The 21166-nt window shown below is 72.6% G+C and carries 17 protein-coding genes; 9 read left to right on the top strand and 8 right to left on the bottom strand.

The features are described 5' to 3' along the window. Positions 1–90: 90 nt before the first annotated feature. Both EBO15_RS37280 and EBO15_RS37275 read right to left on the bottom strand, forming a co-directional pair. Positions 91–915: a tryptophan 2,3-dioxygenase gene (locus tag EBO15_RS37280; protein WP_233616713.1), complete on the bottom strand. Its 825-nt coding sequence runs from the start codon at positions 913–915 to the stop codon at positions 91–93. A gap of 206 nt (positions 916–1121) precedes the next feature. Further along, positions 1122–1946, bottom strand: a complete 825-nt coding sequence (locus tag EBO15_RS37275) for a tryptophan 2,3-dioxygenase (protein ID WP_233616713.1) — start codon at positions 1944–1946, stop codon at positions 1122–1124. Positions 1947–2282: 336 nt separating this feature from the next. On the opposite strand from EBO15_RS37275, the gene EBO15_RS37270 reads away from it, so the two are divergent. From EBO15_RS37270 to EBO15_RS37260, 3 genes are all read left to right on the top strand, one after another. Then, positions 2283–2894 (top strand): RNA polymerase sigma factor, encoded by a 612-nt coding sequence (locus EBO15_RS37270; RefSeq protein WP_233616712.1) that lies wholly within the window; start codon positions 2283–2285, stop codon positions 2892–2894. Then, positions 2887–3873, top strand: coding sequence for a CU044_5270 family protein (locus tag EBO15_RS37265; protein ID WP_122199189.1), 987 nt, complete (start codon positions 2887–2889; stop codon positions 3871–3873). Before EBO15_RS37270 ends, EBO15_RS37265 begins: the two co-directional genes overlap by 8 nt. A gap of 103 nt (positions 3874–3976) precedes the next feature. Further along, positions 3977–4810 carry a phosphoribosylaminoimidazolesuccinocarboxamide synthase gene (locus EBO15_RS37260; RefSeq protein WP_122199188.1) on the top strand — a complete coding sequence of 278 codons (834 nt, stop codon included), beginning with the start codon at positions 3977–3979 and terminating at the stop codon, positions 4808–4810. A gap of 43 nt (positions 4811–4853) precedes the next feature. On the opposite strand, the gene EBO15_RS47175 is transcribed toward EBO15_RS37260, so the two are convergent. Then, positions 4854–5480, bottom strand: a complete 627-nt coding sequence (locus EBO15_RS47175) for a MarR family winged helix-turn-helix transcriptional regulator (RefSeq protein WP_122199187.1) — start codon at positions 5478–5480, stop codon at positions 4854–4856. Between the two features lie 83 nt (positions 5481–5563). Here EBO15_RS47175 and icmF point away from each other — a divergent pair, with 83 nt between their 5' ends. From icmF to EBO15_RS37240, 3 genes are read left to right on the top strand one after another with little or no spacing between them, the layout of a single operon-like run. Further along, positions 5564–8776 (top strand): fused isobutyryl-CoA mutase/GTPase IcmF, encoded by a 3213-nt coding sequence (gene icmF, locus EBO15_RS37250; RefSeq protein WP_122199186.1) that lies wholly within the window; start codon positions 5564–5566, stop codon positions 8774–8776. 14 nt (positions 8777–8790) lie between these two features. After that, a complete protein-coding gene (locus EBO15_RS37245; protein WP_122199185.1) occupies positions 8791–9522 on the top strand; it encodes a helical backbone metal receptor in 732 nt (243 codons plus the stop codon). A gap of 27 nt (positions 9523–9549) precedes the next feature. Further along, positions 9550–11811: a TerD family protein gene (locus tag EBO15_RS37240; RefSeq protein ID WP_122199184.1), complete on the top strand. Its 2262-nt coding sequence runs from the start codon at positions 9550–9552 to the stop codon at positions 11809–11811. Between the two features lie 163 nt (positions 11812–11974). On the opposite strand, the gene EBO15_RS37235 is transcribed toward EBO15_RS37240, so the two are convergent. After that, complete coding sequence (locus tag EBO15_RS37235; protein WP_122199183.1) at positions 11975–13126, bottom strand: acyl-CoA dehydrogenase family protein; 1152 nt, start codon at positions 13124–13126, stop codon at positions 11975–11977. Positions 13127–13352: 226 nt separating this feature from the next. Here EBO15_RS37235 and EBO15_RS37230 point away from each other — a divergent pair, with 226 nt between their 5' ends. After that, positions 13353–14456 (top strand): calcium:proton antiporter, encoded by a 1104-nt coding sequence (locus tag EBO15_RS37230; RefSeq protein WP_122199182.1) that lies wholly within the window; start codon positions 13353–13355, stop codon positions 14454–14456. 395 nt (positions 14457–14851) lie between these two features. Here the strand turns inward: EBO15_RS37230 and EBO15_RS37225 are convergent, their stop codons facing one another. The 3 genes from EBO15_RS37225 to EBO15_RS37215 all read right to left on the bottom strand — a co-directional run bounded on the left by EBO15_RS37225 (position 14852) and on the right by EBO15_RS37215 (position 18319). Further along, positions 14852–15184, bottom strand: a complete 333-nt coding sequence (locus tag EBO15_RS37225; protein ID WP_122199181.1) for a DUF3099 domain-containing protein — start codon at positions 15182–15184, stop codon at positions 14852–14854. A 256-nt stretch (positions 15185–15440) separates the two neighbouring features. Beyond that, complete coding sequence (locus EBO15_RS37220) at positions 15441–16823, bottom strand: metallopeptidase TldD-related protein (RefSeq protein ID WP_122199180.1); 1383 nt, start codon at positions 16821–16823, stop codon at positions 15441–15443. Further along, positions 16820–18319 (bottom strand): TldD/PmbA family protein, encoded by a 1500-nt coding sequence (locus EBO15_RS37215; protein ID WP_122199179.1) that lies wholly within the window; start codon positions 18317–18319, stop codon positions 16820–16822. Before EBO15_RS37215 ends, EBO15_RS37220 begins: the two co-directional genes overlap by 4 nt. A gap of 228 nt (positions 18320–18547) precedes the next feature. Here EBO15_RS37215 and fabG point away from each other — a divergent pair, with 228 nt between their 5' ends. Next, entirely contained in the window at positions 18548–19252 is a 705-nt protein-coding gene (gene fabG / locus EBO15_RS37210; RefSeq protein WP_122199178.1) for a 3-oxoacyl-[acyl-carrier-protein] reductase, read from the top strand. A 3-nt stretch (positions 19253–19255) separates the two neighbouring features. Continuing rightward, positions 19256–20044, top strand: a complete 789-nt coding sequence (gene fabI / locus EBO15_RS37205; protein WP_122199177.1) for an enoyl-ACP reductase FabI — start codon at positions 19256–19258, stop codon at positions 20042–20044. A gap of 95 nt (positions 20045–20139) precedes the next feature. On the opposite strand, the gene EBO15_RS37200 is transcribed toward fabI, so the two are convergent. Next, the gene (locus EBO15_RS37200; protein WP_122199176.1) at positions 20140–20844 is read right to left on the bottom strand and encodes a hypothetical protein; all 705 of its coding nucleotides are present in this window, start codon (positions 20842–20844) and stop codon (positions 20140–20142) included. Positions 20845–21166 lie beyond the last annotated feature (322 nt).

Raw genomic sequence — 21166 nt, 5'->3', positions numbered from 1 at the left:
GCCAGGCCCGCGCCGACGACGGCGACGCCGCCCGGCGGGTCCGGGGGGGTCGGCGGGCCGGGCGCGGGAGCCCGCGGGGCGGGGGACGGTTCAGCGGCCATGGACGACGGTCTCCTCGATCTGCGACCGGACCTCCCACAGGTCCGGGAAGGCCGGGGTGAACAGGGTGGAGCGCAGGTAGTCGGCTCCGGCGGAGCCCCCGGTGCCGATCTTGGCGCCGATGGTCCGCTCCACCATCTTGACGTGCCGGTACCGCCATTCCTGGATGCCCTCGTCGAGGTCGACGAGCGCCTCGCACACCTCGACGGCGGGACCGCTCTCGTCGGCGTAGACCTTCAGCAGCGCCTCCTGGACGCCCTGGTCGGCCCGCCACGCCTCGGACGGGTCGCGCTCCAGCACGGCGTGCGGGACCCCGAACCCCTGCGCGGACAGGTACCGCATCAGCGAGTCCATCAGGGACCGGCGCGCGACCGCGCCCTGGAGTTCCTCGTCGTCGCGCAGGTCGGACGCGGGGAACCGGCGGCGGCCGAGCACCGCCTCGATCTGCCGGAACTGCGCCGACTGGAACCCGCTGGACGTGCCGAGCGCGTCCCGGAACGAGGCGAACTGGCGCGGCGTCATCGTCTCCAGGACGTCCAGCTGGCCGACGACGGTCTTGAGGATCTTGACGATCCGGCGGCCGGTGCTCAGGGTCCCCGCGCTGTCGCCGTCCTCCAGGCGCCGCTGGAGCAGGGCGGCCTCGTGCAGGATCTGCTTGAACCACAGCTCGTACACCTGGTGGATGACCACGAAGAGCATCTCGTCGTGCGCGCCGGTCCGCGGCTCCTGGCAGGCCAGCAGCCGGTCGAGCCGCAGGTACTCGCCGTAGGTGAGGGGCCTCTGGGCCGGGTCGCCCATCTGAGCCGGGTCGCCCATCGCCACGTCCTCCTTCGTCCCCGCCTCGTTCCCGAGCCGCCCGGCACCACGGTGTGCCGGGGACGACGCCGCGGAACGGCATCAACGGGTGGATATACCGCAGACTCTACGAAGGCGGGCGGCCCGCGCCGACGACGGCGACGCCGCCCGGCGGGTCCGGGGGGGTCGGCGGGCCGGGCGCGGGAGCCCGCGGGGCGGGGGACGGTTCAGCGGCCATGGACGACGGTCTCCTCGATCTGCGACCGGACCTCCCACAGGTCCGGGAAGGCCGGGGTGAACAGGGTGGAGCGCAGGTAGTCGGCTCCGGCGGAGCCCCCGGTGCCGATCTTGGCGCCGATGGTCCGCTCCACCATCTTGACGTGCCGGTACCGCCATTCCTGGATGCCCTCGTCGAGGTCGACGAGCGCCTCGCACACCTCGACGGCGGGACCGCTCTCGTCGGCGTAGACCTTCAGCAGCGCCTCCTGGACGCCCTGGTCGGCCCGCCACGCCTCGGACGGGTCGCGCTCCAGCACGGCGTGCGGGACCCCGAACCCCTGCGCGGACAGGTACCGCATCAGCGAGTCCATCAGGGACCGGCGCGCGACCGCGCCCTGGAGTTCCTCGTCGTCGCGCAGGTCGGACGCGGGGAACCGGCGGCGGCCGAGCACCGCCTCGATCTGCCGGAACTGCGCCGACTGGAACCCGCTGGACGTGCCGAGCGCGTCCCGGAACGAGGCGAACTGGCGCGGCGTCATCGTCTCCAGGACGTCCAGCTGGCCGACGACGGTCTTGAGGATCTTGACGATCCGGCGGCCGGTGCTCAGGGTCCCCGCGCTGTCGCCGTCCTCCAGGCGCCGCTGGAGCAGGGCGGCCTCGTGCAGGATCTGCTTGAACCACAGCTCGTACACCTGGTGGATGACCACGAAGAGCATCTCGTCGTGCGCGCCGGTCCGCGGCTCCTGGCAGGCCAGCAGCCGGTCGAGCCGCAGGTACTCGCCGTAGGTGAGGGGCCTCTGGGCCGGGTCGCCCATCTGAGCCGGGTCGCCCATCGCCACGTCCTCCTTCGTCCCCGCCTCGTTCCCGAGCCGCCCGGCACCACGGTGTGCCGGGGACGACGCCGCGGAACGGCATCAACGGGTGGATATACCGCAGACTCTACGAAGGCGGGCGGACGCCATGTCAGGGGAGGAGCTCAACCCTTTTCTCCTCTGGCTATACCCAACCGGTTATGTCACGAACCAGACTTACCGCACATGTCGTTCATCTCCCGCGAAGCCCGGTCCAACGCCCCCGGAATCTCCGGGAAAGCGATCGGGCCGACCGGCGAAGCATGGGTGTCCGAACACCGACCCCACAGCGGAGACGCCCATGATGGATCTGATCGCGTGACCGCCGACCTGGCCACGTCCACCCGGACGGTCCGGGACGGCGGGGACGAGCTCCTGACGGACGCGCGGCTCGCCGCCGCGTTCCGGGCCGACCCCGAGCGGTTCACGGCCGTGTACGACCGGTACTTCCGCGACATCTACCTGTACGCGGCGGGACGGCTCGACACCCAGGCCGGAGAGGACATCGCCGCCGAGACGTTCTGCACGGCGTTCGCGTCCCGGGACCGCTTCGACCCGGAGCGCGGGGCGCTGCGGCCCTGGCTGTACGGCATCGCGACCAACCTCATCGCCCGGCACCGCCGCCGCGAGGCCCGCCACTACAAGGCGCTCGCGCGCGGCGGCGGCGCCGTGGAACCGGCGGAGGGCGGCCACGAGAACGGCGTCCTGTCCGCCGTCGCCGCCCGCCGGATGCGCCCCGAGCTGGCCCGCGCGCTCAGGTCCCTCAACCAGGGCGAGCGCGACGTCCTGATGCTGGTCGCGCTCGCCCAGCTCGGCCACGACGAGATCGCCGAGGCGCTCGGCATCTCCTACGGCACGGTCGGATCCCGGCTCAGCCGCGCCCGCGCCAAGCTCAACAAGACCCTCGCCAAGGAGGACTTCCATGGATGACGACCTGCGGGTCCTTGCCGACACCCTCGCCAAGCCCGAACCCTCGCAGGACGCGGTGGACCGCCGCCGCCACGAGCTCCAGAACGCCATGCGCGGCGGCTCCGGCCCCGCCCGCGCCCGCCGCCGCATCAGCTGGGCCCTCGCCGGAACGGGCCTCACCGCCGGGGTGGCGGCCGCCGCCGTCACGGTCGCCCTCGCGACCGGCTCGATCGGCCGCTCCCCCCACCACGGCGGCCCGTCCGCGCACGACGCGGGCCCGTCGGCGACCGGGACCGCCGCGCCCATGACCGCCCGCCAGGTGTTCCTCGCCGCCGCCGAGACCGCGTCCCACGGCCCGGAGCGGATCGGCAGGTACTGGCACCTCGGCACGCTCACCACCGACGCCCAGGGGGCGCTGGTCAAGGGCCAGAGCTTCGACCGCTGGTTCCGCCACGACGGCCGCCACTACACGAGCGGCCTGAAGACCGACTGGAAGCCGTTCTTCCCGCCCAAGCAGGACCCCGGCTTCCGCATCGGCGGGCCCGTCATGAGCTTCGACGAGCTCCGGGCGCTCCCGGACGCCCCCGCGCCCCTGGTCGCCCGGCTGACCCGGGCCGTCGAGAACGCGCACATCCGGACGAGCGCCGGTGAGTTGAACGCCCAGGACCGGCGCTACCAGGTGCTCGGCGACCTGTTCGTCCTGTCGACCCAGAGCCCGGTCACCCAGAAGGTCCGCGCGGCGGCCTTCCGCGCCCTGGCGAACGCCCCCGAGGTCAAGAGCCTCGGCCGGGTCAAGGGCGGCGTGCGGCTGAACCTGCCCTTGGCCGGGGACCCGCAGGGGACGGAGGTGGTCCTCGATCCCGAGACGGGCCGCCTGCGCAACTCCAGGACCTACATCGACTTCCAGGGCGGCATCTTCTTCGCGGGGGCGGACGGGGAGACGGTCAGCATCACCGCCGAATGGACCGACACCCTCCCGGAGAAGACCGGGCCGAAGTGACCGGCGGGACGCCCCGGGACGCCCCGGCCTCGGGCGCCCGGGGCGTCTCGGTACACTCCTGGTCGGCCGACCTGGGGAAACGAGAGCTGAGGCAACGATCCGCATGGAACTGATCCACTCGGGCAAGGTCCGCGACGTCTACGCCGACGGGGACGACCTGGTCCTGGTCGCCACCGACCGGGTGAGCGTGTACGACGTGGTGCTGCCGACCGAGGTCCCGGACAAGGGGAAGATCCTCACGCAGCTCTCGCTGTGGTGGTTCGAGCAGCTCGCGGACGTCGTCCCGAACCACGTGATCTCCGCCACGGACGTGCCCGCCGAGTACGCCGGCCGGGCCCTGCGCGTCCGGCGGCTGACGATGCTGCCCGTCGAGTGGATCGCGCGCGGCTACCTCACCGGCCTCGGCCTGAAGCAGTACCAGAAGGACGGCGCGGTCTCCGGCGTCACGCTCCCGCCGGGCCTGGTCGAGTCGGACCGGCTGCCCGAGCCGATCTTCACCCCGACGACCAAGGCCACCGAGGGCCACGACGAGTTCATCACCTACGACGAGATGGTCGCCGAGATCGGCGCGGACACCGCCGCCGAGCTGCGCGAGACCACCCTCGAGGTGTACCGGCGGGGCGCGGCCCTCGCCCTCGACCGGGGCATCATCATCGCCGACACCAAGCTGGAGTTCGGCCGCGCCGCCGACGGGACGCTCGTCCTCGGCGACGAGGTCCTGACGCCCGACTCGTCGCGCTTCTGGCCCGCGGACAAGTACGCGCCCGGCCGCACCCAGGACTCCCTGGACAAGCAGTTCGTCCGCGACTGGTCGTCCACGCTGGACTGGGACCGCACCCCACCCGGCCCGGAGATCCCCGCCGAGGTCGTCGACGCGACCCGCGCCCGCTACGTCGAGGTGTACGAGCGCCTCACCGGTGACCGCTGGAACGGCTGACCCGCACCCCTCGACATGACCGTGCCCCGGACCGGGGGCACGGTCATGTCGCGTTGCCGGGGCTGAGGACGCCGTCCAGCGGCACCTTGGGAATCCGGCCGTCCAGGGCGTCGGCCACCGGCTCGTCCACCAGTTCGTCCGCCGGCTCGTCGACCAGGTCGTCCGGCGGGAGGTCGCCCGCCGAGGCGCGGACGGCGCGCAGGGCCCCGGTGATCGCGGACGCCTGGTCCGGGGAGAGGCCGGGCATCCCGAAGTCGGCCTCGTGCAGCGCCCCAGTGGCGGTCTCGGCCAGGTCGCGCCCGTCGCCGGTGATCGTCGCGAGGACGACGCGCCGGTCGTCGGGGGAGGGGCTCCGGCCGACCAGGCCGCGCCGTTCGAGCCGTCCGATCACGTTGGTGACGGACGCGGCGTGGACCATGAGCCGCTCGCCCATCTTGCCCATGGGGAGGGTCCCGGTGCGGGTGAAGGCGAGCAGGCGGAGGGCCTCGTAGGCGGCGAAGGTCAGCCCGAACGGCTTCAGGACCGCCTCGATCCGGCTGATCAGGAGCTGCTGGGCGCGCATCACCGAGGTCACGGCCGCCATCTGGTCGGCGTGCCCGGGCCACCGGGCGCTCCACTGGCGGTGCGCCTCGGCGATCGGATCGAGGGAGTCATGGCCGGTCACGGGCATACCGTACGGCACCCCGCGCCCTTGACTGATGCGCTCACGGTTATTACTTTAACTTCTAAATATTGGATGTCCAAGGAGTTGTGATGTCGGGATCGCTGCACGTGCCGGTGCACCCGGTGCGGTTCGTCACGGCGGCCGCCCTGTTCGACGGGCACGACGCGGCCATCAACATCATGCGGCGCATCCTGCAGGCGCAGGGCGCCGAGGTCGTGCACCTCGGGCACGACCGGTCGGTGCGCGAGGTCGTGGACGCCGTGCTGGAGGAGGACGCCCAGGGCGTGGCGATCAGCTCCTACCAGGGCGGGCACGTCGAGTACTTCGAGTACCTGGCGCGGAGCCTGAAGGAGGCCGGGGCCGAGCACGTCCGGGTGTTCGGCGGCGGCGGGGGAGTGATCGTCCCCGGGGAGATCGCGCGGCTCGCGGACGCCGGGGTGCGGATCTTCTCGCCCGAGGACGGCCAGCGGCTCGGCCTGCCCGGCATGATCAACGAGCTGGTCCGGGACGCCGACGTCGACCTCGCCGACGAGCCGTCCCGCGTGGACGAGGTGCTGTCCGGCGACCGCCGCGCCCTCGCCCGCGCCCTCACCTGCCTCCAGGCCGGACGCTACGACGGGTTCGACGCCCTGCGCGAGGCGGCGGCGTCCCGGCACGTCCCGGTCCTCGGCATCACCGGCACCGGCGGGTCCGGCAAGTCGTCGCTCACCGACGAGCTCGTCCGGCGGCTCCGCGCCGACCAGCAGGACAAGCTGCGCGTCGCGGTGATCGCCGTCGACCCGACCCGGCGGCGCGGCGGCGGCGCGCTGCTCGGCGACCGGATCCGGATGAACTCCCTGGACGGCGACCGGGTGTTCTTCCGGTCCCTGGCCACCCGCGGCGCCCGCGAGCTGCCCGAGAACGCCGCCGACATGATCACCGCGGTGAAGGCCGCCGGGTACGACCTGATCATCCTGGAGACGCCCGGCATCGGGCAGGGCGACGCCGCCGTCGTCCCGCTGGTCGACGTCTCGCTGTACGTGATGACGCCCGAGTTCGGCGCCGCGTCCCAGCTCGAGAAGATCGACATGCTGGACTTCGCGGACGTCGTGGCGATCAACAAGTTCGAGCGGCGCGGCGCCGCCGACGCGCTGCGCGACGTGTCCCGGCAGCTCATCCGCAACCGCGAGGCGTTCGGTTCCAGGCCCGAGGACATGCCGGTGTTCGGGACCAGCGCCGCCACGTTCAACGACGACGGCGTCACCGCCCTCTACCAGCACCTCGCCGGACGGCTCGCCGAGCACGGCCTGCGTCTGGAGGAGGGCACGCTGCCGCTCGTGACCACCAAGGCGTCCACGGGCGCCGCGCAGATCATCCCGCCGAACCGCGTCCGCTACCTGTCGGACATCTCCGACACCGTCCGCGGCTTCCACGCCGAGACCGAGACGCAGGTCGCGGCCGTCCGGCGCGCGCAGCGGTTCGAGCTCGTCCGGGACGAGCTGACCGACACCGCCGAGATCGACGCGAAGCTGGCCGAGGCGCGCGGCGCCGTCGCCCCCGAGGCCGCCGAGCTCGTCGCGCGGTGGCCCGCGACGGTCGAGGCGTACTCCGGGGACGAGCAGGTCGTCCGCGTCCGGGACAAGGAGATCCGGACGCGCCTGACCCGCGAGTCCCTGTCGGGCAACCACATCCCGCGCGTCGCGCTGCCCCGCTACGAGGACCACGGCGAGCTGCTGCGCTTCCTGCGCCGCGAGAACCTGCCCGGCCGGTTCCCGTTCACCGCCGGGGTGTTCCCGTTCAAGCGCGACAACGAGGACCCGGCGCGCATGTTCGCGGGCGAGGGCGACCCGTTCCGCACCAACCGCCGGTTCAAGCTGCTCAGCGAGGGCCAGCCCGCGACCCGCCTGTCCACCGCGTTCGACTCGGTGACGCTGTACGGCCGCGACCCGGGCGAACGCCCCGACGTGTACGGCAAGGTCGGCACGTCCGGCGTGTCCATCGCGACGCTGGACGACATGAAGGCGCTCTACGACGGCTTCGACCTGTCGTCGCCGACCACCTCGGTGTCGATGACGATCAACGGCCCGGCCCCGACGATCCTGGCGTTCTTCCTGAACACCGCGATCGACCAAGGCCTGGACGCGTTCCGCGCCGAGCACGGCCGCGAGCCGTCGGACGCCGAGGCCGCCGAGATCCGCGCGCGGGTGCTCACGACCGTCCGCGGGACGGTCCAGGCCGACATCCTCAAGGAGGACCAGGGCCAGAACACCTGCATCTTCTCCACCGAGTTCAGCCTGCGGATGATGGGCGACATCCAGGAGTGGTTCATCACCCAGGGCGTCCGCAATTTCTACTCGGTGTCGATCTCCGGCTACCACATCGCCGAGGCCGGGGCGAACCCCATCAGCCAGCTCGCGTTCACGCTGGCGAACGGGTTCACCTACGTCGAGTCCTACCTCGCGCGCGGCATGGACATCGACGCCTTCGCGCCGAACCTGTCGTTCTTTTTCTCCAACGGCATGGACCCCGAGTACAGCGTCATCGGACGCGTCGCCCGCCGCATCTGGGCCGTCGCCATGCGCGAGCGCTACGGGGCGAACGAGCGCAGCCAGAAGCTGAAGTACCACGTCCAGACGTCGGGGCGGTCCCTGCACGCGCAGGAGATGAACTTCAACGACATCCGGACGACCCTGCAGGCGCTCATCGCGATCTACGACAACTGCAACAGCCTGCACACCAACGCCTTCGACGAGGCCGTCACCACCCCGACCGCCGAGTCCGTCCGGCGCGCCCTGGCGATCCAGCTGATCATCAACAAGGAGTGGGGCCTGGCGATGAACGAGAACCCCCTCCAGGGGTCGTTCATCATCGACGAGCTCACCGACCTGGTCGAGGAGGCCGTCCTCACCGAGTTCGACCGGATCAGCGAGCGCGGCGGCGTCCTCGGAGCGATGGAGACCGGCTACCAGCGCGGGCGCATCCAGGACGAGTCGATGCTGTACGAGCAGCGCAAGCACGACGGGTCGCTGCCGATCGTCGGCGTCAACACCTTCCGCAACCCCGAGGACGGGCACGAGGGCGGCAAGGCGCTCGAGCTGGCCCGCGCGACCGAGGACGAGAAGCGGTCGCAGCTGGACCGCGTCCGCGCCTTCCAGGGCGTCCACCACGGCGGCTCCGAGGCGGCGCTGACCGCGCTGAAGGACGCCGCCCGGTCCGGCGAGAACGTCTTCGCGGTGCTCATGGACGCGGCGCGCGTGTGCAGCCTCCAGCAGATCACCGACGCGTTCTTCGAGGTCGGCGGCCAGTACCGCCGGAACGTCTGAGGACTGGCGCCGTCGTGCGGGTCGTGTCGCTGGTGCCGTCGCTGACCGAGTCGGTCGCGGCGACGGCGCCCGGCGTCCTGGTCGGGGCGACCGACTGGTGCAGCCATCCCGCGGACCTCGACGTCACGCGGGTGCGCGGCACCAAGAACCCCGACCTGGACGCCGTCCGGGCCCTGAGCCCGGACGTGGTGCTCGCCAGCGCCGAGGAGAACCGCGCGCCCGACCTCGAGCTGCTCCGCGCGGCCGGGCTGCGCGTCTGGGTGACCGACATCCGCACCGTGGACGACGCGTTCCCCCAGCTCCGCGCGATGCTCACCGAGGGCTGCGGCCTGCCCGCCCCGGCCTGGCTGGACGAGGCGGAACGCGCCTGGGCGGCCGTCGAACCGGTGTTGCCGCCGCTCCGCGCGGTGATCCCGATCTGGCGGCGTCCGTGGATGGTCGTCGGCCGCGACACCTTCACCGGCGACGTCCTGCGCCGCCTCGGCGTCGAGAACGTCCACGGCGGCCACCCCGAGCGCTACCCGAGGATCCCGGTCGACGAGCTGAACGCCGCACGGCCCGACCTGGTCGTCCTGCCCGACGAGCCGTACGCGTTCACCGCCGGGGACGGCCCGGAGGCGTTCCCCGGCGTCCCGTGCGCGCTCGTGAGCGGACGCCATCTCACCTGGTACGGGCCGTCCCTCGCCGAGGCACCGGCCGTCCTGCGCCGCGAACTGGACGATCCCCTTGAAAACCGAATGACCTAGATGATCCGGGTTTGCCAGGATGGTCCGATGAAGACCGACCTGGAGGCCCTCGTCGTCCGCCACACCCGGCGCGTCCCGCTGCCGGACGGCCCCGCCGGAGACGCCGCGGCGGCACCGGGGGCGGCCATGGCGCGCCGGTTCGACGCCGCGCTGATGGACACCGGGTTCAAGCTGTCCGGGGACCTGCTCGCCGCGCTGTCGCGGCTGGACGCCCAGGCCGTCGCGAGCCTCGCCGTGCGCACCCTCGCGACCGTCCGGGAACTGGTCGGCGACCACGTCCGGCACAACGTCTACTTCATCGACTTCCCGAACAACGTCCCGGACACCTTCGAGTTCTGGATGGACTGCGTCCGCGCGACGTTCTCCGAGCCCGCCCACCAGGAGAAGGCCGCGATCGCGATCAGCGAGGGCACGCTCGACCTGCTCACGCTCGCCACCTACGGCGACTACCAGCACACCTACGAGGAGATGCTGGCCCGCCACGACGAGCTGATCGCCTCCGCCGGTGACCGGCTGACCGTCCTGCACCCCGGCGCCGACCCGCAGACCGAGGCCGGCGACCTCTACCTCGCGCTCGCCGGGAGCGCCGTCCCCCTGAACGAGGACGACGCCCGCGACCTCACCGTCCTCGCCCGGCACCACGTCCACGGCCCGCAGCCCGAGCAGATCCCGGTCCGGGAGATCCGCGCCGTCGTCAACCACGCCCGCGTCGACGCGGGCGCCGAACCGCTCCTCGACACCGTCACCGACGTCCTGCGCCTCGCCTGCGCGCTCGCCGGCGGCGACGTCACCCTCCAGGAGCCGACCCGCTTCCCCGCGTTCCCGCGCCGGATCCGCCGCGTCCTGCTCGGCGGGCTCGACCGGGTCGTCGCCGGCAGCCCGGCCAAGCTCGCCGACACCGGCGTCCACGCCGAGCGCTGGAAGCGCCTCGGGGAACGCCTTCATCCGCACGAGTACCCGCGCTGGCCGCACGCCGCCGACGTGTTCGCCGTCGCGCGCGGCGACAAGGCCGCGCCGACCCCGGACGCGCGGATCGAGGCGCTGCTGGCCGCCGGCGACGTCCACGGCGCGGTCGAACTGCTGGCGACCATGCCCGGACGCCTGTTCCGGTCCCTGGACCGGCTCCTGCGCCTGCACCCCCTCCCGGACGAGGCGGAGGCCGTCCTGACCGCCGCCGAGCGCACCGCGAAGGACGTGTCCGGCCGCGTCCTGCTGTCGGTCCGCGAGCACCTGGCCAACCGCGAGGGATCCCTCGCCGAGGACGGCGCGAAAGCCCACGGGAAGCGGGGCAAGGGCGCCAGGCGGAACCGCCGGTACCGCATGTTCGTCAACCGCCAGGGCCGCGCCTGGATGACGCCGGAGCGGCGCGGGCCGATCCCCGCGCCCGTCCGCCAGCGGCTCATCGTCCTGCTGGACGGCGAGATCGCCCGCCGCCTGCCCGCCGCCGCCCGCCTCCTCGTCGACCCGGACATGCTGGACGTCGCGCTCCCGCTCAGCGGACGGGCGACCACCGGCGGTTTCGGCGTCCTGCCGCGCGGCTCGCGCTCGCGCGTCGAGGGCGAGGTGCTGCGCTTCTTCGTCTACTGGCGGCAGCACGGGGCGATGACCGACTACGACCTGTCCGCGCTCATGCTGTCCAGTGGCTTCAGCGCCCCGTCCTGGATCTCGTTCACCAACCTCAAGGACGGCGCGGGCGTGCACTCCGGCGACGTCACCAACGCCCCGGAGGGCGCGAGCGAGTTCATCGACATCCGGCTCGGTTGGTTCGCGCGCGCCTACGTGCTGCCGCAGGTGCACATCTACGGCGGCGAGGGGTTCGAGCGGGTCGCGGAGTCGTTCTTCGGCTACATGACCCGCGACCCCGACCAGGAGGGCCGCCCGTACGAGCCGCACACCGTCCGCATGAAGTCCGAGCTGCGCGGTCCCGGCCGCGTCGCGCTGCCGCTGGTCTTCGAGCGGCACGACGACGGCACCTGGACGGCCCGCTGGCTGCACCTCTACCTGGCGGGCGGCGTGAGCCACAACCAGGTCGAGGGCTCCCGCGTGACGGTCTCGGCCCTGCTGCGCGCCTTCGTGGAGCGCGAGTACCTCACCGTCCGGCACCTGGTGGACCTGATGGCCGGACGCGGCGCCGAGATCGTCCCCTGGGACGCCTCGTCCGAGCCCGTTCAGAAGGGCCCGGAGGACGGCGGGCCCGTGCTCTACCTGGGCCTGGAGCGTCCCGAGGGCCTGCCGGAGGGGACGCGGGTGGTCACGCCGGAAAACCTGCGTGACCTGATCCCCGCCTAGCTGTTACCTTGATCGAGGCGAGGCCATGAGGGGGCTTCCTTCTCAAAACCCTTTGACTCTAGTCCTCTCGCTCTCCTCGCCACTGCCTTCAGGAAACCGGGCGCGTCCTTCACGGGGCGCGCCCGGTTCGCTTTCCGGCGGTGGTCTTTACGAGGGGACCGGGTCAGACCTTCATGTCCTTGGCGATGATGGTCTTCAGGACCTCGCTGGTGCCGCCGTAGATGCGCGTGACGCGCGCGTCCGCGTACAGGCGGGCGATCGGGTACTCCAGGATGTAGCCGTAGCCGCCGTGCAGCTGGAGGCACTTGTCCACCACGCGGGCCTGCACCTCGGTGCAGAACAGCTTGGCGACGGCCGCGTCGGCGGGGGTGAGCTCCCCGGCGTCCAGGGCCTCGATGCAGCGGTCGACGAGCGAGCGCGCGGCCTCCACCTCGGTCTGGCACTCGGCCAGCACGAACTTGGTGTTCTGGAAGGACGACACGGTCTTGCCGAAGACCTGGCGCTGCTGGACGTAGTCCTTGGCGAAGTCCACGGCCGCGGCCGCCGACGCGTAGGAGCTGAGCGCGATGCCGAGGCGCTCCTCGGCGAGGTTGTGGGTCAGGTACTCGAAGCCCCGGCCCTCCTCGCCGAGCAGGTCCTCCACCGGGACGCGGACGTCCACGAAGGACAGCTCGGCGGTGTCGGACGAGCGCAGGCCGATCTTCTCCAGCTTGCGGCCGACCGAGTAGCCCTCGCTCTTCGTGTCCACGACCAGGATGGACAGGCCCGCGCGGCGGTTCTCCGGGGTCGCGGGGGAGGTGCGCGCGACGATCAGGACCCGGTCGGCGAGGACGCCGCCGGTGATGAAGGTCTTGGCGCCGTTCAGGACGTAGTGGTCGCCGTCCCGCTTGGCGGTCGTGGCGATGCCGGCGAGGTCGGAGCCGGTGCCTGGCTCGGTCATCGCGATCGCGAACATCGCGTCGCCGGAGACGAACGGCGGCAGCCAGCGCTTCTTCTGCTCCTCGTTCGCGTACTTCAGCAGGTACGGCAGGCAGAGGTTGACGTGGACGCTGTACCCGCCGAAGCCCACTCCGGCGCGCGCGCACTCCTCGGCGATGACGGCCTGGTACTTGAAGCTCGTCTCGCCCGCGCCGCCGAACTCCTCGGGGACCTGGATGCCGAAGACGCCCAGCTCGCCGAGCTGGTTGTAGAAGTCCCGCGGCGGGTGGCCCGCGTTCTCCCAGTCCTCGTAGCGCGGCGCGACCTCGGCGTCGATGAACGCCCGGATGGTCTCCCGGAACGCCTCGTGGTCCTCGTTGTAGAGCGTGCGGCGCACGGCCCGGCCCCTCTCGTCGGCGGAACTCTCGGTGGATCCCGCGATGGATCTCGCGGTGGAACGTCGAACTTTGGAACAAGATTCTAGTTCGGTCGGCGCGCGGTCCCGGCGCCCGGCCCCGCGGGTCGGCCACGGGCCGGAAAAGTTTCCCGGACGAAAGCCGAAAAACCGCCCCCCACCTGCGTGGACCGTCATGGACGCCGGACCTGGTGGGCACGATCGGAACATGATCGCAGTCGCTGGGCGCAAGATCACCTGGACCCGGGTGATGCCGTGGCTGGGGCTGGTGACGCTGGTCGCCACCTGGGGCCGGGTCCTGCCCGGCCCCGTGGCGGCGGTCGTGGCGCTGCTGCTCGCCGGCGCCGTGCTCGCCGCCGTCCACCACGCGGAGGTGGTCGCGCACCGGGTCGGCGAGCCGTTCGGCTCGCTGGTCCTCGCCGTCGCGGTGACCGTGATCGAGGTCGCGCTGATCCTGAGCATGATGGCGTCCGGGGGAGGCGGCAAGGCCGCCACCCTCGCCCGGGACACCGTGTTCGCCGCCGTGATGATCACCACCACCGGGATCGTCGGGGTCTCGCTGCTGGTCGGCGCCGTCCGGCGGCACACGGCCGTGTTCAACGCCGAGGGCGCGGGCGGGGCCCTGGCCACCGTCGCGACCCTCGCCACCCTCTGCCTGGTGCTGCCGACCTTCACCACCAGCCGTCCCCGCCACGAGTTCAGTCCCGCCCAGCTGACCTTCGCGGCCGTCGCGTCGGTGGCGCTGTACGGCCTGTTCGTGCTCACCCAGACCGTCCGGCACCGGGACTACTTCCTGCCGGTCGACCGCAGCAGCGGCGGCGTGATCGAGGAGGACGCGCACGCGGCCCGGCCGACCGGGCGGGCCACCCTGGCCAGCCTGGGGCTGCTCCTGGTCGCGCTGGTCGGCGTGGTCGGGCTGGCCAAGGTCGAGTCCCCGACGATCGAGTCGGGCGTGGCCTCGGCGAACCTGCCGCAGGCCGTGGTCGGCGTGGTGATCGCCCTGCTGGTGCTGCTGCCGGAGACCATCGCGGCCGTCCGCGCCGCCGCCCGGGACCGGCTCCAGACCAGCCTGAACCTCGCGCTGGGCTCGGCGATGGCGAGCATCGGGCTGACCATCCCGGCGATCGCGGTCGCGTCGATCTGGCTGACCGGGCCGCTGAAGCTCGGCCTCGAGCCGGTCCACATGGTGCTGCTGGCAATCACGGTCGCGGTCTCCACCCTGACCGTGGTGCCGGGCCGCGCGAACCTGCTCCAGGCCGGGCTGCACCTGTTCCTCTTCGCGAGCTTCCTCTTCCTCGCCGTCAGCCCCTGAGGCCCCCGGGACGAGACGGGCGGACCAGAACGACCCGGGCGTGGCGGAAGTTCGCGCCACCGGGGTTTCGGTCGCTGGCCTCATACGGCCAGCGTTGGGCCTTGTGCCCGCGCGGGAGGGAGGTCATCCGGGTGCCGCCCCAGGTGAAGCCCGCTTCAGTGGCCGGGGAACCCGAAGTGGATCAAAGCGCGTGCCACGGTGACGGCACGGGAACCTCGGGGAGGACCCCCGGGAAAGTAAAAGCGACGCCGGGTGGATACGGGGGCAATCCACCCGGCGTCGCATCATCGGTGTTCCGACGGGGGCCCGGAACACCGGCAAGGGCGCCCCGACGGGGGACCAGAGCGCCGGTACAAATCGTACACCGAAACCCCCTGGCCCGAGTCAAGAGAATGTCACGACCCGATTTCTGGACGATGTCCGGAAACCTCGTTCTGGTCCGGACGCTCCGGGGTCTCGAACCGCGCCCGGGACACCGGCTCACGCCCGCCGTTGGCGACCACCACGCTGATGTACGGCAGGAACACCGCGCCGACCACGAACAGGCCCACGACCCACAGGGGAGCCCCCGCCACGCCACTGAACACGGCGCCCAGGAAGCAGCCCGTGCGGATGCCCATGGACACCAGGTACCGCTTCTGGCGGCGGCTGATGTCCTCCGACAGAGGACGGGGCGCGTTGGTGACCGTGTACACGACCTGCGGTCCGCGCTGGTGCTTGGCCTTCACGATTTAACGGTAGACCCCTCCCTGGTGAACGGCGACACCAGGTCGGTCCAAAACACACCGCCGTTCCCGAACGAATCCTGAAGGCGGCCCAAAAACCACGGAAAGTCCGCCCGTGGACGCTCGCCGAAACACCGCCGACCGCTCTCACCTGCTCCTGGGCGGCACAGAAACCCGCCCAGGACGCCCTGAGCCCCCCGCAGACGGCTCGGCGGGCGGCCCCCGCGCTAGGGGACCGCCCGCCGGAACGACCGCGCGGTCAGGACGCCTGGGAGACCGTGGACATGTTGAAGTCCGGCACCCGGACCGGCGGCATCGCCGACCGCTGGAAGAAGTCCGACCACTCGCGGGCGAGCGTCGGGACCGTCCCGCCGACCTCGGCGAGCCGGCCCAGCAGGTCCACCGGGCTCTCGTTGAACCGGAAGTTGTTCACCGCGCCGACGACCTCGCCGTCCTCGACCAGGTAGACGCCGTCCCGGGTGAGGCCGGTCAGCAGCAGCGACTGCGGATCCACCTCGCGGATGTACCACAGGCAGGTCAGCAGCAGCCCGCGCCCGGTCCGCGCGACCATCTCCTCCAGCGTGGCGTCCGAGCCGTCCGGGCCCGCCATCAGCAGGTTGTCCACCGCCGGCGTGACCGGCAGCCCGGTGACCTCCGCCGACCGGCGGGTCTGGGTGAGCGCGGCGAGCGTCCCGTCGCTGATCCAGTCCGTCGGGCCGAGCGGCAGCCCGTTGTCGAACACCGACTGGGTGCGGGCCGAGGCGTGCGCCACCACGAACGGGGCGGTCTGGATCCCGGACGCGCCCGGGTCGCTGAACAGCCGGACCGGCAGGCTCGCCAGCTTCTCCCCGACCCGGGTGCCGCCGCCCGGCGCGCTGAACACGGTCGCGCCGTCCGCGGCGTCCCGGGCGCCCGCCGACCAGTACAGGTAGATCATCAGGTCGGCGACCGCGGACGGCGGCAGCACCGTCTCGTACCGCCCGGCGGGCAGGTCGACCCGCCGCTCGCCCCAGCCCAGCCGCCGCGTCAGGTCCGCCGCCATGGCCGGGACGTCCACGTCGGAGAAGTCACGGGTGCTCACACCGCTCCACGCCGAGCCGCCCGCGCCCTTGGCGTTCAGCTCCAGAATCCCCGACGGCTGGTCGTGCCGGGCGCGCAGCCCCGCCGAGGACCCCACGAACGTCGACACGACCTCGTGGTTGGCGAACCCGTACAGCCGCCGGTCGCCCGCCGCGGCCTCGGCGAACGCCTCGCCCAGCGCGGGCGCCACGTCCCGGTACACGCCGATGCCGGTGCCGGCGGGCGCCGCCGACCAGTCGCCGAACTCCCCGGACAGCAGCGCCGCGGCGTCGTCGGACGGCTGGTTGGACGCGGCGTCGGCCTCGGCGGCCCGCACCACGTCCTCGATCCCGTCCCGGTCGACGGCGGCCCGCGACACCACGCCCGCCGCGACGCCGTCGCCCGCCCGGCGCAGCGCGATCACGGTCAGCCGGCTGGAGCCGGTCACGCCGTTGGTGGTCAGGGTGTTGCCCGCCCACCGCAGGTTCGCCGTGCTCGACTCGTCGGCGATGACGATGCAGTCGTCGCCGCGGGACAGCGCGAGCGCGCGTTCCACGGCCTCCTGCGGGGAGAGTGCGCTCACTGGCCCGCCTCCTTGACCGTGTTGAGGATGTTGACGCCGCGGAACACCGCGGACGGGCAGCCGTGGCTGACCGGGGCGACCTGCCCCGGCTGGCCCTTGCCGCAGTTGAACGCGCCGCCCAGCACGTAGGTGCTCGGGCCGCCGACGGCCTCCATCGAGTTCCAGAACTCGGTGGTGCTCGCCTGGTAGGCGACGTCCCGGACCTGCCCGGCGAGCCGCCCGTTGCGGATCCGGTAGAACCGCTGCCCGGTGAACTGGAAGTTGTACCGCTGCATGTCGATCGACCAGGACTTGTCGCCGATGACGTAGATGCCGTCCTCGACCCCGGCGATCAGGCCCTCGGTGCCCGGCCCGTCCGGGTCGGCCTGGAGCGACACGTTCGCCATCCGCTGGATCGGCGTGCTGTGCGCCGAGTCGGCGAACGCGCACCCGTTGGACCGCCCGGCCCCGGTGAGCCGCGCGATGCGCCGGTCGAGCTGGTAGCCGGTGAACAGGCCGCCGGTGATGATGTCGAACTCCTGGCCCTCCACGCCCTCGTCGTCGTACCCGACCGTCGCGAGGCCGTGCTCGGCGGTGCGGTCGCCGGTCACGTTCATGACCTTCGACCCGTACTGCAGCGTCCCGAGCTTGTCCGGCGTCGCGAACGAGGTGCCCGCGTAGGCCGCCTCGTAGCCGAGCGCCCGGTCCAGCTCCGTCGCGTGCCCGATCGACTCGTGGATCGTCAGCCACAGGTTGGACGGGTCGACCACCAGGTCGTACCGGCCCGCCTCGACCGACGGCGCGGCCAGCTTCTCGGCCAGCAGCTCCGGGATGCGGCCGAGCTCGACGTCCCAGTCGTAGACGCCGCCGACGAGGAACTCCCAGCCGCGGCCGACCGGCGGCGCGAGGGTCCGCATCGTGTCGAACGCCCCGGCCGTGACGCCGGTCGCCTCCACCGCCGGGTGCATCCGGACGCGCTGCTGGGTCGTGGTCGTCCCGTTGAGGTCGGCGTAGAACTTGTTCTCGCGCACCTGCATCAGCGTGGCGTCGACGTGGTCGACGCGGGGATCGGCGAGCAGCCGCCGGCTCCAGTCGGCCAGCAGCCCGACCTTGTCCTGCGTGGACACGGCGAACGGGTCGATCTCGTAGGACGACACCCAGGTCACGTCCCCGTGGGACGGCTCGGGCGCCAGCTCGACCGGCTCGCGGTTGACCGGCGCGGCGACGCGCGCGACCTCGACCGCCCGCTCGGCCAGCGCGGCCGCGCCCCCGGTCGTCAGGTCGATTCCGGCCGCGAACCCCCAGGTGCCCCCGGCGACGACCCGGACCGACAGGCCGAGGTCGCTGTCGTCGGAGGCGGTCTCCAGGGCGGCGTCGCGCAGCCGGAGGTTCTGGGTGCGGATGCGTTCCACCCGGACGTCGGCGTGCTCGGCTCCGAGCTCGCGGGCCCGGCTCAGCGCCGCGTCGGCCAGCGCCCGCAGCGGCAGTGCGGTGAAGGCGGGATCTATGTCATGCACCTTGCTGAACCTACCCCCCTGACCACCGTCTGATCGCACGGTTATGGCCGGTGTCGGAACGTGGCGCCGGCAGGGCGGCCAGGGCGGATCCGGGGCCGGGCGGGGGCCCGCGCGAGGCCGTCCGGAACAAAGGCGGCCTCAGGATCTTGTCGGGAAGGAACATCTCGCCGCCGGGCCGCCGCTCGATACGCTCGACCCCGATGTGATGTGGACAACGGAAGGCAAGAGATGAGTCGCTCTGTCCTGGTGACGGGCGGGAACCGGGGCATCGGCCTGGCGATCGCGCGCGAGCTGGCCGCCGCCGGTGACAAGGTCGCCGTCACCTACCGGTCCGGCGAGCCCCCCGAGGGACTGTTCGGCGTGCGCTGCGACGTGACCAGCACCGAGGACGTGGACGCCGCGTTCGCGAAGGTGGAGGCCGAGCAGGGCCCGGTCGAGGTGGTGGTCGCCAACGCGGGGATCACCAAGGACACGCTCCTGGCGATCATGAGCGAGGACGCGTTCACCTCCGTCCTCGACACCAACCTCACCGGCGCGTTCCGGGTCGCCAAGCGGTCGGTGAAGGGCATGATGCGGGCCCGCAGGGGCCGGATCATCCTGGTCTCCTCGGTGGTCGGGCTGCTCGGCTCGGCCGGGCAGGCGAACTACGCCGCGTCCAAGGCGGGCATGGTCGGGTTCGCCCGGTCGCTGGCCCGCGAACTGGGCTCGCGCGGGATCACGGTCAACGTCGTCGCGCCCGGCTTCGTCGACACCGACATGACCGCCGCGCTGACCGAGGACCAGCAGAAGACGATCAAGAGCGTGATCCCGCTGGGCCGCACGGCGCGCCCCGAGGAGATCGCCAAGACCGTCGGGTTCCTGGCGTCCGACGACGCCGCGTACATCACCGGCGCGGTCATCCCGGTGGACGGCGGCCTGGGAATGGGGCACTGAGCGATGGGCATCCTCGAAGGCAAGAACATCCTGGTCACCGGCGTCCTCACCGACGCCTCGATCGGGTTCCACGTCGCACGGGTCGCGCAGCAGGAGGGCGCGCGCGTCGCGCTGACCGCCTACCCGCGGCCGACGCTGACCGCCCGCACCGCCAAGCGGCTCCCGTCCGGCCCGGACGACGTCCCCCCGGTCATCGAGCTGGACGTCACCAACCCCGAGCAGCTCGACGCGCTCGCCGGGAACCTGGCCGACGCGGGCTTCGACCGGCTGGACGGCGTCGTCCACTCGATCGGGTTCGCGCCGCAGACCGCGCTCGGCGGCAACTTCCTCGACACCCCGTGGGAGGACGTCGCCGTCGCCGTCCACTCCTCGGCGTTCTCGCTGAAGTCGCTCACCATGGCGTGCCTGCCGCTGATGAAGGACGGCGGCTCGGTCGTCGGCCTCGACTTCGACGCGACCAAGGCGTGGCCGGTGTACGACTGGATGGGCGTGGCGAAGGCGGGCCTGGAGTCCACCTGCCGCTACCTGGCCAAGTACCTCGGCCCGCAGAACGTCCGGGTCAACCTGGTCGCGGCCGGGCCGCTCGGCACGATGGCGGCCAAGAGCATCCCCGGCTTCCAGACCATGACCGACCTGTGGCCGCGCACCGCGCCCCTCGGCTGGGACATCAAGGACAGCGAGCCCACCGCGAAGGCGATCGTGGCGCTCCTGTCGGACTGGTTCCCGGCGACCACGGGCGAGATCCTGCACGTGGACGGCGGCCTCCACGCGGTCGGCGCCCCGCCCGCGTGACCGTCCCGCCCACGTGAGCGAACCCGTGTGAATCGGTTCGCGCCGGACGGCGGTGGCGCCGGTCTTCGACACCGGCGCCACCGCCGTTTCCGTGTTCAGCGGGTCCGGGGACGGCGGCGCATGGTGCGGGCGATGTGGCTGAGGTTCAGCGCGGCGGCGGCGCCGATGACGGCGGCGGACCCGGCCACCCAGACCATCTGGCCGCCTCCGGTCGGCTCGGACGCGGCGACCGGCGACACCAGGTGCGTCTGGGGGAGGAGCGCTCCGGCGGCCGGGGCGCCGTCCGGCCCGGCGACCTGCGGCGTGGGGAGGAGGCCGGTCAGGTTCGTCTCCCGCCCGTCCGGCGCGGCGGCCGTGAGCGGCTGCGGGGGCCGGTCGTTCATGAGGGACGGCGCGTTACCGGTCGGGACGGTCACCTTCGGCCCGCCGCCGCCGTCGCCGCCCTTGGGCGTCTTGCCCCCGCCCCCGCCCCCGCCGCCGTTGTCGTGGTCTCCCGCGCCGTTCCCGCCCGGGCCCTTGACGGACGTGCCGGGCTTCTTGGTCGGCGTCGGCGTGGGGGACGGAGTGTTGTGGTGGTCGACCCGGTCGCGCAGGTTGTCGAGCTGGCACTTCCAGTTCTCGAGCGTGCTGGCCGGATCGGTGCCCTTCTTGCACGGCCTGGCCGCGGCCGCGGCGGCCGCCGCCGAAGCCGACGTCCCGGCGTGGGCGGCCGGGGACCCGAACACGGTCATGACCAGGGCGGTGGCGGAGACCGCCGTGGCCGCGGACCCGATCCTCCGGAGGCGTCGCTGCTGGGGCATCTCACTCCTTCGCTGGCGACGCCCCGCCCAAGGAGACTCGGCCGGGGGTCGCACCGGGTTCGCGCCTTCGTGATCGAATCGTGCCGCACCGGACCCCTCCGGTAAACACCGTTACGCGGGTTTCCCCCGCCCCGGTGACACGACCGTGCACCGGCGGTGCCGTGCGAGCGACCCGGGGAAGGCCCCCGCCCCGCCCGGCGTCAGCCCAGGACCAGGCGGGCCAGGCGGGTGCGGCGCTCCGGCGCGCCGGACTCCCGGACGGCGCGGGCGAGGCCGGGTCCGGCCGCCTGCACCACCGACAGGTGCCGCCGGGCGAGGCCGA

Source organism: Actinomadura harenae, assembly GCF_003696215.1.
GTDB lineage: Bacteria > Actinomycetota > Actinomycetes > Streptosporangiales > Streptosporangiaceae > Spirillospora > Spirillospora harenae.
This window is presented reverse-complemented; position numbering and strand designations above follow the sequence as displayed.

Excerpts from the sequence above, each read along its gene's own strand:
- EBO15_RS37280 (WP_233616713.1), bottom strand. The coding sequence starts at position 915 with ATGGGCGACCCGGCTCAGATGGGCGACCCGGCCCAGAGGCCCCTCACC.
- icmF (WP_122199186.1), top strand. The coding sequence starts at position 5,564 with ATGTCGGGATCGCTGCACGTGCCGGTGCACCCGGTGCGGTTCGTCACG.
- EBO15_RS37265 (WP_122199189.1), top strand. The coding sequence starts at position 2,887 with ATGGATGACGACCTGCGGGTCCTTGCCGACACCCTCGCCAAGCCCGAA.
- fabI (WP_122199177.1), top strand. The coding sequence starts at position 19,256 with ATGGGCATCCTCGAAGGCAAGAACATCCTGGTCACCGGCGTCCTCACC.
- EBO15_RS37260 (WP_122199188.1), top strand. The coding sequence starts at position 3,977 with ATGGAACTGATCCACTCGGGCAAGGTCCGCGACGTCTACGCCGACGGG.
- EBO15_RS37200 (WP_122199176.1), bottom strand. The coding sequence starts at position 20,844 with ATGCCCCAGCAGCGACGCCTCCGGAGGATCGGGTCCGCGGCCACGGCG.
- EBO15_RS37230 (WP_122199182.1), top strand. The coding sequence starts at position 13,353 with ATGATCGCAGTCGCTGGGCGCAAGATCACCTGGACCCGGGTGATGCCG.
- fabG (WP_122199178.1), top strand. The coding sequence starts at position 18,548 with ATGAGTCGCTCTGTCCTGGTGACGGGCGGGAACCGGGGCATCGGCCTG.
- EBO15_RS47175 (WP_122199187.1), bottom strand. The coding sequence starts at position 5,480 with ATGCCCGTGACCGGCCATGACTCCCTCGATCCGATCGCCGAGGCGCAC.
- EBO15_RS37275 (WP_233616713.1), bottom strand. The coding sequence starts at position 1,946 with ATGGGCGACCCGGCTCAGATGGGCGACCCGGCCCAGAGGCCCCTCACC.
- EBO15_RS37240 (WP_122199184.1), top strand. The coding sequence starts at position 9,550 with ATGAAGACCGACCTGGAGGCCCTCGTCGTCCGCCACACCCGGCGCGTC.